This window comes from Oceanithermus desulfurans, from assembly GCF_014201675.1.
Taxonomy (GTDB): Bacteria; Deinococcota; Deinococci; order Deinococcales; family Marinithermaceae; genus Oceanithermus; species Oceanithermus desulfurans.
The window spans coordinates 384186-396760 of sequence record NZ_JACHEZ010000001.1; the positions used below are offsets into that span (position 1 = coordinate 384186).

Annotated in this window: 10 protein-coding genes; 3 read left to right on the forward strand and 7 right to left on the reverse strand. The window is 66.8% G+C overall.

Going from position 1 to position 12575, the window contains the following annotated elements; all coding sequences use genetic code 11:
* Positions 1-1129: 1129 nt before the first annotated feature.
* From aspS to HNQ05_RS02080, 6 genes are all read right to left on the reverse strand, one after another.
* Positions 1130-2404: an aspartate--tRNA(Asn) ligase gene (gene aspS, locus HNQ05_RS02055; protein ID WP_147148183.1), complete on the reverse strand. Its 1275-nt coding sequence runs from the start codon at positions 2402-2404 to the stop codon at positions 1130-1132.
* 131 nt (positions 2405-2535) lie between these two features.
* Positions 2536-3273 carry a DUF4145 domain-containing protein gene (locus HNQ05_RS02060; protein ID WP_147148185.1) on the reverse strand — a complete coding sequence of 246 codons (738 nt, stop codon included), beginning with the start codon at positions 3271-3273 and terminating at the stop codon, positions 2536-2538.
* Positions 3274-3284: 11 nt separating this feature from the next.
* Entirely contained in the window at positions 3285-3590 is a 306-nt protein-coding gene (locus HNQ05_RS02065; protein ID WP_147148187.1) for a hypothetical protein, read from the reverse strand.
* A complete protein-coding gene (locus tag HNQ05_RS02070) occupies positions 3587-4888 on the reverse strand; it encodes a phospholipase D-like domain-containing protein (protein WP_147148189.1) in 1302 nt (433 codons plus the stop codon). The genes HNQ05_RS02065 and HNQ05_RS02070 overlap by 4 nt, the downstream gene beginning before the upstream one ends.
* Before the next feature lie 47 nt (positions 4889-4935).
* The gene (thiI, locus tag HNQ05_RS02075) at positions 4936-6102 is read right to left on the reverse strand and encodes a tRNA uracil 4-sulfurtransferase ThiI (protein ID WP_147148191.1); all 1167 of its coding nucleotides are present in this window, start codon (positions 6100-6102) and stop codon (positions 4936-4938) included.
* On the reverse strand, positions 6096-6854 hold the full coding sequence (locus HNQ05_RS02080) for a TatD family hydrolase (RefSeq protein WP_147148193.1): 759 nt from the start codon (positions 6852-6854) through the stop codon (positions 6096-6098). The genes thiI and HNQ05_RS02080 overlap by 7 nt, the downstream gene beginning before the upstream one ends.
* A 131-nt stretch (positions 6855-6985) precedes the next feature.
* Here HNQ05_RS02080 and HNQ05_RS02085 point away from each other — a divergent pair, with 131 nt between their 5' ends.
* The 3 genes from HNQ05_RS02085 to HNQ05_RS02095 all read left to right on the forward strand — a co-directional run bounded on the left by HNQ05_RS02085 (position 6986) and on the right by HNQ05_RS02095 (position 10692).
* Positions 6986-8761, forward strand: a complete 1776-nt coding sequence (locus HNQ05_RS02085; RefSeq protein WP_147148195.1) for a 2-oxoacid:acceptor oxidoreductase subunit alpha — start codon at positions 6986-6988, stop codon at positions 8759-8761.
* A gap of 1 nt (position 8762) precedes the next feature.
* Complete coding sequence (locus HNQ05_RS02090) at positions 8763-9623, forward strand: 2-oxoacid:ferredoxin oxidoreductase subunit beta (protein ID WP_147148197.1); 861 nt, start codon at positions 8763-8765, stop codon at positions 9621-9623.
* A 61-nt stretch (positions 9624-9684) separates the two neighbouring features.
* A complete protein-coding gene (locus HNQ05_RS02095; protein ID WP_147148199.1) occupies positions 9685-10692 on the forward strand; it encodes a lipocalin-like domain-containing protein in 1008 nt (335 codons plus the stop codon).
* A 475-nt stretch (positions 10693-11167) separates the two neighbouring features.
* Here the strand turns inward: HNQ05_RS02095 and HNQ05_RS02100 are convergent, their stop codons facing one another.
* Entirely contained in the window at positions 11168-12565 is a 1398-nt protein-coding gene (locus tag HNQ05_RS02100) for a phosphohexomutase domain-containing protein (RefSeq protein ID WP_147148201.1), read from the reverse strand.
* Positions 12566-12575 lie beyond the last annotated feature (10 nt).

Below are 12575 nucleotides of genomic sequence, written 5' to 3' on the forward strand. Positions count from 1 at the left end.
GACCACGGGTCGCGCGGCCTGCGGCTACTTGCGCGGGGTGACGAGGGGATGGTGGGCAGGTCGTTCCTTTTGGAAAACCTTTCCGTCATTTCAGCTAAGCGAGCCGCATGGCTCGCGCGAGCTGGAATCTAGACCGGAGGCGTCCCCATCGCGCGTGGAAGGCCAAAGGCCACCACGACGACGTCGCAGCGACCGCAACACGACCTCCAACTCGGTTCTGGACCCAGCTCTCGCTGGGGTGACGTGAAAGGACGATTCTCGGTCTGTTGGTTGCTGACGCCTGCTTATGCACGAACGCACCACCGGAGGCGATTAACGGTTGAAGGACGTTTCCACAAGCTACGGGCCACATGCTTGTTGTTGCCTCCCCCTTCGGGGGAGGCGGCCGCAGGCTGGAGGGGGGTTATTTGGAACAGTACGTGGTACGTAGTACGTGGTGCGTGGTCAAGGCAACGTCTGGAGCGCGCGGAACGACCTGATGCGCGGCTTCCACAAGCTGCATGCCACAGGCCACTTCCCGCTTTTCCCGATTCCCCGGACGAGACCGGCCCGGCCGAGATCCGGGGTCCATGCAGGAAGAAAAACCGAGATTGGGTTAACGCTACCTGGCCCAGCGTCGAGCAGCAAGCTTCGGCTACTTTCGTTTGAAGCCGGTTCATCTGCAGCGGCTAAACCGTGGACATCAACGCGGCATGGACCCCGGCTCGCGGCCTTGGCCGGGGACGCGAACAGCTTCTACCGGCCATCTATGTCTCCCCGGACGAGGCGGCACGCGCCGCCGAGATCCGGGGTTCATGCCGGGCGGTAAGCCGAGGTTCCGCCTTGGCCTACCCCCCCCCCCCCCCCCCCCCAGGGGCGCAGGCTGCAGGTCCTTACCCTCAAGCGCCGTGTACCGCTCATCCACGATTCATTCCACACGGGTACGGGCCCATCTGTTTTCCGTAGCATCCGGGCGGACACCCGGGTCCGCCCCTACGATGAACCACGGACCACGCACCGCGCACGGCCCTTCAACGAGCCTTGCGATACGGTTCCGGATTGTCCGATTCAGCACATCATTTGGGCGGACACGCTGGTCCGCCCCGACGACGTACCACCTACTACGTACCACGCACCACGCACCGCTTCGCTACGGCTCCAGCCGGTGCCGGTCGCGCGGGAAGGCGCGGGCGTAGCGCACGTTGGGCAGGCCGATCAACTTCTGCGTGAAGCGCTCGGCGCCGATGGCGAAGCCGCCGTGCGGCGGCATGCCGTACTTAAAGACCTCGATGTAGTCGCGGAAGCGCTCGGGGTCCATGCCCTTCTTTTCGAGCTGCTGCACGATCACCGCCGGATCGTGGATGCGCTGACCGCCCGAGGTGATCTCCAGTCCGCGGAAGAGCAGGTCGTAGCCGCGGGTGAGGCCGTCGCCGGTGGGGTAGGTGTAGAAGGGCCGCACCTCCTCGGGATACTGGACGATGAAGACGAAGTCGGTGCCGTACTTTTCCGAAAAATACGCACCCAGGGCCCGCTCGGCCTCGTCGTTGAGGTCGGCGCCCATGCCCAGCCCCAGCTCTTCCTTGACGATGCGCCTCGCCTCGGCGTAGGGCACCCGGGGGATTTCGCGCGGGAGCTTGGGCAGCTCCACCTCCAGCAGCTTCAGCTCGGGCCCGGCCGTCCGGGCCGCTTCCTCCAGCATGGCCCGCACCAGCTCCTCCTCGAGCGCCATCACGTCCTCGTCCGACTCGATGAAGCCCATCTCCACGTCGAGGCTCAGGTACTCGTTGAGGTGGCGGCTGGTGGCGTGCTCCTCGGCGCGCCAGACGGGGGCCACCTCGTAGACGCGCTCGTAGACGCCCACCATGATCTGCTTGTAGAGCTGGGGGCTCTGGGCCAGGTAGGCCGACTCGCCAAAGTAGTCCACCTCAAACAGGTTGGCCCCGCCCTCGGCGCCGGCGCGCACCAGCTTGGGGGTGAAGATCTCGGTAAAGCCCTGAGCGTCCAGGTACTTGCGGAAGCCGCGCACCAGCGCGGACTGGATCTTTAGCGGCGCCCGGGCCTTCTCGCCGCGCAGGGTCACGTAGCGGTAGGTGAGCAGGGTCTCGGGGTTGGCGCGCCATTCTTCCTTGGGAATCTCCACCGGGGTGGGCTGCTCGGAGGCCTGCAGCACCTCCAGATCTTCGGCCCGGACCTCGTAGCCGCCGGGGGCCTTGTCGCTTTCCACCGTAACCCCGCGCACCCGTACGGCCGACTCGGGCAGGGGCAGCTTCAGCCCGCCGGGCAGCACCACCTGCACGATGCCGCTGCGGTCGCGAAGCAGGATGAACTGAATTCCCCCCAGGTCGCGCCGCCAGTGCAGCCAGCCCTGCAGTTCGACCTCTTCGCCTACCTTGCCCGGTACCTCGCTCGTCAACGTTCGTTCCATCGTCGTCCTCTTTCACGAAAAAGCCCCCGGTTCAATAGGGAACCGGGGGGAAGGCCACGTTCCCCCGCTAGCGGTCGTTATTCAGCAGCCCGCGCATACTAATGCAAGTCTATGCGCCATTCGCTAAATGGTCAAGACCCACTTTTCAATCGACTTTTCAGTTCGGGCTTTCCAGCCCTTCTTAATTTTTGATTTATCTTATCTCGCCTCTTTTCAAATCGGATTGGTTTGACGAAGATATGATCAAATAAAGATTGCAACACATCTAACAACCATTCAGCTTCTCCAACCTCGACATCCACAATGCTTCCAGTGTCTTTATATTTAACAGGATGAGCGGCAAAATTACCGATGACGCGAACCGCGTCGATTTCTTCTGCGAGGTATCCAGGAGTATTTTCCTGCTCAATAAACTCCTCGATTTCTTTATTTAAGTTCCCGTGATTAATGTTAAGTTCATTATGAAGTAAATCTTGTAACAAGCGTCTACTGATGGCTGCGCTAGCTTTCGGACTAGTGGCAAGTATATCAAATGCTTCAAAAAACTCTTTTCTATACCTCTCTGGGACTTCGTTTGGGATGTCCGCTTGCTTAGGCGGAGGGTATATGATTCCATCAAAAAATATGTTTGATAAAAAGAAGTCCTCGTCTATCCAGGCATCTGAATCGTAGTCGTACTTTCCTCCGCCCTTTACTTCCCCATGGCGCGCGCGAATAAGAGGAGAATCGCAGCTTAGACAGTAGCTGACAAAAATCTGTTCTCCAAGACCATCAGAACTAATATAAATAGTTGTTTCTTCCCATTTGTCAATGTAGATGGCGACGCCGCAAATGGGACATTTCAGCTTCATTGCAAGGTCTTCCGTCATCGTTATGAGAATTAGGCTTCCCAGGCTTTGAGCAACTCGAGCAGCTCTGCGGGCTTGCAGACGGTGAAGAACGATTCCCGCACCTCTTCCTGGCGTACGAACTGGCCGTGGTGGTCCGCCAGCAGCGCTTCGCGCACCTCCTCGGGTTTGCTGCGCACCTTCTCGAGCTTGAGGTCACCCGAGGGCGCGTAGTAGACGCGGTAGATCAGCCCCACCTGGCGGCGCTCGGCCTCGAGGCCGTCTTCGTTTTCCCAAACCTCGTAATCCAGGGCTTCCAATACCTTGCGCGCTTCTTCCAATGCGACCTTCGTGCTCATGGCAGCACCTCCAGCTGGCTGGGGCTGTTGATGATCATCTCGTAATACCCGGCGTAAATCTTGATCCGGCCCGTCGCCCGCACCTTCTTGCCCAGGTAGGCCTCGGGGAAGGGCTGGTCGAACTCGCCGTAGACCCGCGGGAAGAAGACGAGGCGGAAGGCGTCGGTGGTGGTGTCGAACTTCAGGAAGGCTACGCCGGTGCGGCTTTCCACCTGCGCGATCCTGCCTTCCACGGTCACGACGCGCCCGTAGTATTTGGGCGCTTCGGTCCAGGGGACCACGCCCTCCACCGGCGGCAGCAGGAAGGGGTTGTCCGGGCGGGCGTTCTTCCAGTCGGCCTCCATGGTGCGCAGCAGCCGGAAGAACGCGCGCGGCTCGCCTGCGGCCGTAAGAATCGCGCCCAGCTCGCGGTTGGCGTTCATGGAGCTCTGGCTCATGTTGATCGAGCCCACCAGCGCGGTGTTGCCGTCGGCGACGATCACCTTGGCGTGCACGTAGGGGCTGGGCAGGTAGCGCAGGCGCACCCCCGCCTTGCGCAGCCGCTCGGCCCCCGGAACGAAGTAAGTGTTTTCCTTGGGGTCGGCGGGGCTGCCGACGAGGCGCACGTCGACGCCGCGGGCCACTGCTTCCTCGATCGCCGCGATCACCTCCTCGTCCACCATCCCCGCCTGCTCCAAGAAGAGGGTCTTGCGGGCACCGCGGATGAGGCCCAGCACCTTTTCGCGGGCGTTGCCCTCGCGCACGCCCCGCACCACCCGGTCGGGGCTCCAGACCAGCCGGGCGCGCGAAAGGTCGATGCGCTGGCCGTGCCAGTCGGCGTCGAAGACGCGGGCGATCTCGCGCACCCAGTCGGGGCGTTCGGTCACCAGCATGTACTCGCGGTTGGCCTTGAAGGTGGACCCCGTCAGGTTGCCGCTGCCGAACCAGGCGACGCGGTCGTCGATGACCATGCTCTTTTCGTGCACGAAGACGAAGCGGAAGGGTTTGGAGAGGCGCAGCTCCACCCCGCGGTCGCGCAGCGCGCTGATGACCTCCATGCTGGGGCGGCCGCCGGCGGGCTCGCGCTCCATCAGCACCCGCACCTCGACGCCGCGTCGGGCCGCGCGGCCCAGGGCCTCGACGACGTCCATGCGGCTGGGAGTCCAGAGGTAGATCTTGAGCCGAATCGAGGACTCGGCGGTGTCGATGAGCTGGATCAGCGGCTCTACGCCGTCGTCGGGCTGGACCCAGAGCGTGGGCTGGGGGGCGGCGAAGGCCAGGCCGATCAGGGCGAGCGCTGCGGTGATGAGTCCTCGCATGAACGTCCTCCTAAGGGCATTGTAGACCCGGGGTGCGGCGGTCTTGGTTAATCCTGCGGCTCGATGCGGCGCAGCTCGGCCTGGGACCAGGCCTGCTCGACCAGCGCCTCCACGTCGAGGTCGCTCTCGGCGCGCTCGAGCTGCTCGGGGGTGCTCCTGGTGGCGGGGCGCTTGGGTTCCAGGAAGCTGCAGCAGTCCTGCTGGGGCAGGATGGAGATCGCATAGGTGCCGATCTTCTGCGCCTCGGCGATCACCTCGGTCTTGTCCATGCCGATGAGGGGGCGCAGCACCGTCATGCCCACCGCCCGTTCCACCGCGTGCAGGTTCTCGAGCGTCTGGCTGGCCACCTGGCCCAGGGCGTCGCCCGTCACCAGCGCCCCCGCCCCTTCGCGCGCGGCGGCGCGCTCGGCGATGCGGTACATGAAGCGCCGGTAGAGGAGGGTACGGTAGCGCTCGGGGCTGTGGGCGAAGATCTGCTCCTGAACGTCCGCCAGCGGCACCACGTAGAGCTTGGCGGGCCCGTGCCAGCGGGCCAGCACCTCCAGCTCGGCCACGGTCTTGCGCAGCGAGTCGAGGCTGGTGTGGGGGTAGGAGTGGAAGTGGACGTAGACGGGTCGGGCGCCGCGCTTGGCCATGCGCCAGGCGGCGACGGGGGAGTCGATGCCGCCGCTGATGAGCACGACGACCCGGGCGCTCGCGCCCACGGGCAGGCCGCCGGGGCCGGGGGTGCGCTGGGCCGAAGTGAAGACCCAGGCCTCGTCTTCGTAGAACTCGACGAAGACCTCGACGTCGGCCCCCTTGAGGCGCACCGGGCGGCCGGTGGCGGCGACGATGCGGGCGCCGATCTCGCGCTCGGCCTCGGGCGAGGTGAAGGGCAGGCGCTTGTTGGCGCGCTTGGCGCGCACCCGGAAGCTGCCGGGCCGGGCCTCGAGCAGCTCGAGCGCCGCCTCGGCGACGCGGCCGAAGTCCACCGGGGCGGTGCGCACCCGCGCGAAGTAGGCCACCCCGAAGACTCGGGCCAGCCGCTCCTCGACCTCGGCCGCGCGCGCGGGCTCGGCCTCGACGAGCAGGCGGCCGTGCAGCAACCGCACCGTCGTATCCGGCCCCAGCGCGTCGCGCAGGCGTTGGGCCAGCAGCTGCTCGAAGCGGCGGCGGTTCTTCCCCTTGAGACCGATCTCGTGGTAGTGCACCAGGAAACGGACCGGGGTCACCATCGGAACAACCTCTCTGCGTTCGCGTCGGTGGTGCGCTCCATCGCCCCTGAGCCGACGCCGCGGGCGAGGGCCAGGGCCTCGAGGGTGTAGCGCACGAAGGCGGGCTCGTTCCTCTTGCCGCGCTTGGGCACCGGGGGCAGGTAGGGGCTGTCGGTCTCGACGAGCAGCCGGTCCGCGGGCAGAGCGGCCGCGGCCTCGCGCAGGTGGGCGTTCTTCTTGTAGGTCAGGTTGCCCGCGAAGCTGACGTAGCCCCCCAGCTCGAGCCCGGTCTCGGCGAGCCGCAGGTCGCCGCCGAAGGCGTGCAGCACGAAGCGGGGCGGGCGGTGCTGGCGCAGCCAGGCTTCGAGGTCGCGCTCGGCGGCGTCGGAGCCGTCCTTGGAGCGCACGTGGAAGACCATGACCAGGTCGTGCGCCAGGGCGAGTTCCAGCTGAAACGCGAGCACCCGGAACTGGGCTGCGGGGGTGGCCGCGTCCCAGTAGTAGTCGAGGCCGGTCTCGCCGCTGGCGCGCACGCGGGGGTGCGCCGCCAGCGCCCGCAGCCGTTCGGCCACCTCCTGAGAGAAGGCCTCGGCCTCGGTGGGGTGCAGCCCCACGCCGGCGTAGACGTTGGGCCAGGCCTCGGCAAAGCCCAGGGCGGCCTCGCTGCTGGCGGTGTCGGTGCCCAGCGTGAGGACGGCGCGCAGGTCGCGGGCGCGCTCCAGGGCTTCGCCGGGGGCCTCGAGGCGGTCCAGGTGGGCGTGGGTGTCGGTCATGCCGAACGTAGGGTAGCACAAAAGTCTAACCGTCCTGGCCAGGGGCTTATTTCCCATGCGTAGGCTCACAAAACTAGTGCTAGAATGAGCGGCGGTTTTGGGGCCGGAGCCCCAACCCTACGGAGGGTAAGATGCGAGACGTAACGCTGGCCATCGCCGGTTCGGGTGGGGACGGGGTCATCACCGCGGGTGATTTCATCGTCCAAGCCGCGGCCCGGAAGGGTCTTCATGCCTTCATGCTCAAGTCCTACGGGCCTCAGATCCGCGGCGGAGAATCTTCGGCGCGGATTCGCATATCGGACCGGCCCATCTACAGTCAGGGCGACTACGTCGACTTCCTGGTCGTCTTCAGCTGGAAGGACTTCAACCGCTTCCTCGACGAGATCCAGCTGCGCAAGGGCGCGGTGGTCCTCTACGACGAGGCCGACACCACCCCGCGCGAAGAGTTCCCCATCGACGCGGACCTGGAAGTCGAGTACATCGCCGTGCCCTTCAAGAAGATGGCCGCCGAGGAGATCAAGGTCCCCCTCACCAAGAACATGGTGGCGCTGGGCGTGATCTCCGAGCTGTTGCGCCTCCCGCTCGAAGCCATCAAGGACGCGGTCATGAAGAAGTTCGGCAAGCGCAAGCCCGAGGCCGCCCAGGTCAACCTGCAGGCGATCGACCTGGGCAAGGCCTGGGTCAACGAGCACCTGCCGCAGGGGACCCAGATCGCCCTCGACGCCGAGGGCTCGGGCGAGCCCAAGCTGGTCATGACCGGCGACGACGCGGTGGCCTTCGGCGCCATCCACGCCGGCGTCAAGGTCTTCGCCGGCTACCCCATCACTCCGGCGAGCCCCATCCTCGAGTTCCTCTCCAAGTGGCTGCCCCACTTCGGCGGCGCGGTGGTGCAGACCGAGGACGAGATCGCGGCCATCACCTACGCCATCGGCGCCAGCTGGGCGGGCAAGCAGGCCATGACGGCCTCGAGCGGCCCCGGCATTGCGCTGAAGCAGGAGGCCTTCGGTCTCGCGGCGATGGCGGAGATCCCCCTGGTCGTCGTCAACGTCCAGCGCGTCGGGCCCTCCACCGGCATCCCCTCCAAGAGCGAGCAGGCCGACCTCTTCCAGGCGATCGGCGGAACCCACGGCGACGTGCCCCGGGTCGTCCTCGCCCCCAGCGACGTCGAGGACAACTTCCAGGTCGCGGTCGAGGCCTTCTACCTGGCCGAGAAGTACCAGATCCCGGTCATCATCCTCTCCGACCAGTTCCTCGGTGAGCGCAGCGAGACCGTCGAGGCCGAGGTGCTCTTCGCCCGCAAGCGGGTGATCAGCCGCCAGCTGGCGGGGCCCAACGACCTCAAGGATTACAAGCGCTACAAACTCACCGACACCGGCGTCTCGCCCATGGCCGTGCCCGGGATGCCCGGAGGGCAGCACATCATCAGCGGCCTCGAGCACCACGAGGACGGCCGCCCCACCTCGAGCGGCACCCTGCACCAGGTCATGAGCGAGAAGCGCGCCCGCAAGCTGCCGCTGATCGCTGAGGAGTCGGGCTTCGTGCGCGTCTACGGCGACGAGGACGCCGAGCTCGCGGTGCTGGCCTGGGGCTCCTCCAAGGGCGCGGTGCGCGAGGCCGTCGAGCGCGCCCAGGAAGCGGGCATCAAGGTGAAGGCCATCGTGCCCCAGCTCATCTACCCGATCCCCGAAAAGGCCTTCGACGAGGCCCTCAAAGGCGTGACGCGCGCCGTCGTGGTCGAGCTCTCCTTCGGGGCGCAGTTCTACCGCTACCTGCGCGCCTACTACGACGGCCTGCCCAAGGAAACCCATTCCTACGCGCGTTCGGGCGCCAACCCACTGTTGGTGAGCGAAGTCTTCGATACCATCAAGGAACACGCGGCCGCGCTCGGCTCGCTCCAGGAGGCCTGAGATGGAACCGGTAAAGCTGACCGCCAAGGACTACAAGACCTCCGTGCCCATCGTCTGGTGTCCGGGCTGCGGCGACTTCGGCGTGCTCAACGCCATGCAGCAGGCGGCCGCCGAGCTGCAGCTGCCGCCCGAGAACCTGATGGTCGTCTCCGGTATCGGCTGCTCGAGCCGCATCGCAGGCTACATCAACAGCTACGGCTTCAACTCGATCCACGGCCGCGCCCTGCCCATCGCCGCGGGCGCCAAGCTGGCCCGCCCCGAGCTGACCGTCTGGGCCGCGGGCGGCGACGGCGACGGCTACTCGATCGGAACCAACCACTTCGTCCACACGATCCGCCGCAACCCCGACATCACCTACATCGTGATGGACAACCACATCTACGGCCTCACCAAGGGCCAGGTCTCGCCGACCACGCCCCACGGCGACGTGACCAAGTCGACCCCGCAGGGCAACCCCGAGCGCCCGCTCAACCCGCTGGCGCTGGCGCTCGAGCTGGGGGCCACCTTCATCGCCCAGGGCTTCTCGGGCAACGTCAAGCACCTGCGCGACCTCATCGTCCAGGCCACCCAGCACAAGGGCTTCGCCCTGGTGAACGTCAAGAGCCCCTGCGTGACCTTCCGCGGCCGCCAGGAGTTCAACGTCATCCGCGAGCACGGGGTTTACCTGGACGAAAGCCACGACCCCAGCGACTGGAACCAGGCCCACGAGGTCACCCAGTGGACCGACAAGGTGCCCCTGGGCGTGATCTACAAGATCGAAGGCGTGCCCACGCTCGAGGGCGTGGCCGAGGAAGCGCGCAAGAAGGCGCTCGAGCGCCGCAGCTTCGAGAGCACCACCGAGCTGATCGAGGTCTTCCGCTAGATCCGCGCAACCCCCGCAAGCCCCGCCGCCCGGCGGGGCTTGCTTTCGGTATGCTGCGGGCATGAAGCGCGCACTCGCCGGCTTGCTCCTGCTCAGCCTCGTCGCCTGCGCCCCGCGCCTGCAGGGCGTGGACCCCTCCCGGCCGCCGAGCCCCGAGCAGTGGGACCCGCAGCCGGCGCCGATCGAGTGGTGGTACGTCTCGGCCTACCTGCCCGAGCAGGGCCTGGCCTTTCACTGGGCCTTCTTCAAGTACTACGCCCCCGAGGGGTACCGGGTCCTGGGGCTGCCGGCGCGGGCCGTCTTCCCCTACCCCTTCGCCAGCGAGCACCTGGCGGTCACCGACCTGCGGGCGGATCGCTTCACGTTCCGCGAGCGCCACGACTTTCCCGAGCTGCGCGCGGTAGTGCGCGCGCAGCCGCTCTTCCTCGACCTCGACGGCTGGCGTTTCCAGCAAACGCCCGAGGGGTTCCGGCTGCAGGCCGGTTCCGTGGACGTGACCCTGATCCCGACCAAGCCGCCCGTGGTCCACCCCCCGGGCTGGTCGGGCACCGCCGAGACCGGCCGCATGTACTACGTCTCCTATACCCGCGCCGAGCTGCGCGGCACCGTTGCGGGCCGCGAGGTTCGGGGCACCGCCTGGATCGACCACCAGTGGGGGGAGCAGATGAGCGGGGTCGCCGCGCTCTGGGACTGGTACGGCGTCCACCTTTCGAACGGCGACGACCTGATGCTCTACCGCATCCGCGACGTCCAGGGCAACCTCAAGGTGCTGCACGCGACCCGCGTCGACGCGCTGGGCCGGGTCAGCCGGCTCGAGGGCGTACGGATGGAGCCGCTCAGCTACTGGACCTCGCCGGTGACGGGGCTGCGCTATGCGGTGGCCTGGCGCGTGGAAGGGGAGGGCTGGAGCCTGGAGCTCGAGCCGCTGCGGCTCGCGCAGGAGGTCCGGCCGCCGGGTCTGCCCGTGGCCTACTGGGAGGGTCCGGTCGCGGGGTCGGGCCGTTGGTTCGGCGAAGCCGTGCGCGTCTGGGGTATGGGCGAGTTCGTCGGCGGCCGCTACCGCCGCTGAGCCCTTTATTCAAAATCTCGCGTAGCAATCTTCTAAAAAAACACGGGAAATATATCACGAGCGGATAGACGTCCAAGCGTTCACAAAAAGATAGCGGGCCGGGCCGTCTTGACGCTGGCGTAGGAATGCTAGCCGCGCCGTCCGAACGCGCCGTTTGCGCGTCCCCGCCGCCGCGAGGAGCTTTCCTTCTCACCTAAGCGAAAGCCGGGGTCCAGGACTCATCCAGTGGTCGGGATGGAGGCGCTGCACCGGCTGCGGAAAGCTGAAAGGCCCCCGTAGGGTGGGCCGGAGTGGGGGAATAGAAAGCGGCTCGTGGCCTGTGGCTCGTGGCCTATGGAAGCCCCGTGGCGTTCCGTCTCGCACAAGGCCTTCGATTCCGACCAGCTACCACGTACTACGCACCACGTAGCACGTTCGCACGGCCTTAAACACGCACACCGGCGGCCTTGGTGAACGGCGTCTCGGACCGTGGCCGCTAGACTCCGACGAGTTTGCGCGCTTCCTTGAGGACGTGCTTCACCGTGCCGGTGTCCTCGGCTTCACAGTAAATGCGCAAAAGCGGCTCGGTGCCCGAGGGGCGGAAGAGCAGCCAGGCCCCGCCGGCGAGATGGAGCTTGACCCCGTCCAGGGTCTCCACCCGCTCGACGACGAACCGCCCCACCCGTTCGGGAGGCGCCTCGTGCAGGCGCTTCATCACCTCGTCGCGCGCCTCGGGGCTCGCCACCTTCAGATCCAGGCGGTCGAAGGCGTGCTTCAGCCCCACGAGTTCCTCGATCTCGGCGAACTGTTCGCCAAGGCTCCGGCCGCTCGTCACCACGCTCTCGAGGAGCAGCAGGGCGTTGAGGAGGCCGTCGCGCTCGGGGATGTGGCCGGCCACCCCGATGCCCCCCGACTCCTCGCCCCCGATGAGCACGTCGCCCTTCAAGAACTCGTCGGTGATGTACTTGAAGCCGACGGGCGTGGTCACCACCTCGAGCCCCAGCTTCTCGGCCAGCCGGTCGACGACCTGCGAGACCGAGAAGGTCTTGACCACCCGCCCGCGCAGCCCCTTGCGGTGCAGGTGACGCAGCAGCACCGCGAAGATCTGGTGGCTGTTGAAGTAGACCCCGCCTGCGAGCACCGCGCCGATGCGGTCGGCGTCGCCGTCGGTCACCGCCGCGAAGACGGGGTCCTTCTCGGCGCTCATCACCGCGCGCAGGGTGACCAGGTTCTGGGGGATGGGTTCGGGATGCACGCCGTAGAAGAGGGGATGGGGCACGCCGTGGAGCTCGCGCAGGTCGAGCGCCAGCCCCGCGTGCTTCACGAAGCCGGCGAGCCAGCCGCCGCCGGCCCCGCCCATGGCGTCGTGGTAGAGCGCGCCGGAGTAAGCCCTCAGGGACTCGAGGTCCACGATCTCGCCGATGCGGTCGTAGTAGACCTCACGCAGGTCGAAGGTGCGCACGGCCCCCGGGTCGGGCGCTTTGGCCGGCGTCGCGTCCAGGCGGCGGATCATGCCGTCGTAGATCTCGGGGGTGGCCGAGCCGCCGTAGGGCCCCTTGAGCTTGTAGCCGTTGTACTCGGGAGGGTTGTGGCTTGCGGTGATCATCACCCCCGCGGCGGCCTCCTGGCGCACCACCGCGAACGAGGTGACCGGCGTGGGCAGGTAGCCCTTCGCCAGCTGGGCCTCGAGCCCGTTGGCGGCGATCACCCCGGCCACGTGCGCGGCGAAGCGGTCCGAGAGGAAGCGGGTGTCGTACCCCACCACCACCCGGCCGCCCCCCGTCGAGGCCACGTAGTCGGCGGTGGCCTGCGCCACCCGGGCGACGTTCGCGAAGGTGTAGCGGTCGGCGATGACGTCGCGCCAGCCGTCGGTTCCGAAACGGAGCTCGTCCATGGCCTCATCA

Excerpts from the sequence above, each read along its gene's own strand:
- HNQ05_RS02060 (WP_147148185.1), bottom strand. The coding sequence starts at position 3,273 with ATGACGGAAGACCTTGCAATGAAGCTGAAATGTCCCATTTGCGGCGTC.
- thiI (WP_147148191.1), bottom strand. The coding sequence starts at position 6,102 with ATGGTGACCCCGGTCCGTTTCCTGGTGCACTACCACGAGATCGGTCTC.
- aspS (WP_147148183.1), bottom strand. The coding sequence starts at position 2,404 with ATGGAACGAACGTTGACGAGCGAGGTACCGGGCAAGGTAGGCGAAGAG.
- HNQ05_RS02095 (WP_147148199.1), top strand. The coding sequence starts at position 9,685 with ATGAAGCGCGCACTCGCCGGCTTGCTCCTGCTCAGCCTCGTCGCCTGC.
- HNQ05_RS02090 (WP_147148197.1), top strand. The coding sequence starts at position 8,763 with ATGGAACCGGTAAAGCTGACCGCCAAGGACTACAAGACCTCCGTGCCC.
- HNQ05_RS02065 (WP_147148187.1), bottom strand. The coding sequence starts at position 3,590 with ATGAGCACGAAGGTCGCATTGGAAGAAGCGCGCAAGGTATTGGAAGCC.
- HNQ05_RS02100 (WP_147148201.1), bottom strand. The coding sequence starts at position 12,565 with ATGGACGAGCTCCGTTTCGGAACCGACGGCTGGCGCGACGTCATCGCC.
- HNQ05_RS02080 (WP_147148193.1), bottom strand. The coding sequence starts at position 6,854 with ATGACCGACACCCACGCCCACCTGGACCGCCTCGAGGCCCCCGGCGAA.
- HNQ05_RS02085 (WP_147148195.1), top strand. The coding sequence starts at position 6,986 with ATGCGAGACGTAACGCTGGCCATCGCCGGTTCGGGTGGGGACGGGGTC.
- HNQ05_RS02070 (WP_147148189.1), bottom strand. The coding sequence starts at position 4,888 with ATGCGAGGACTCATCACCGCAGCGCTCGCCCTGATCGGCCTGGCCTTC.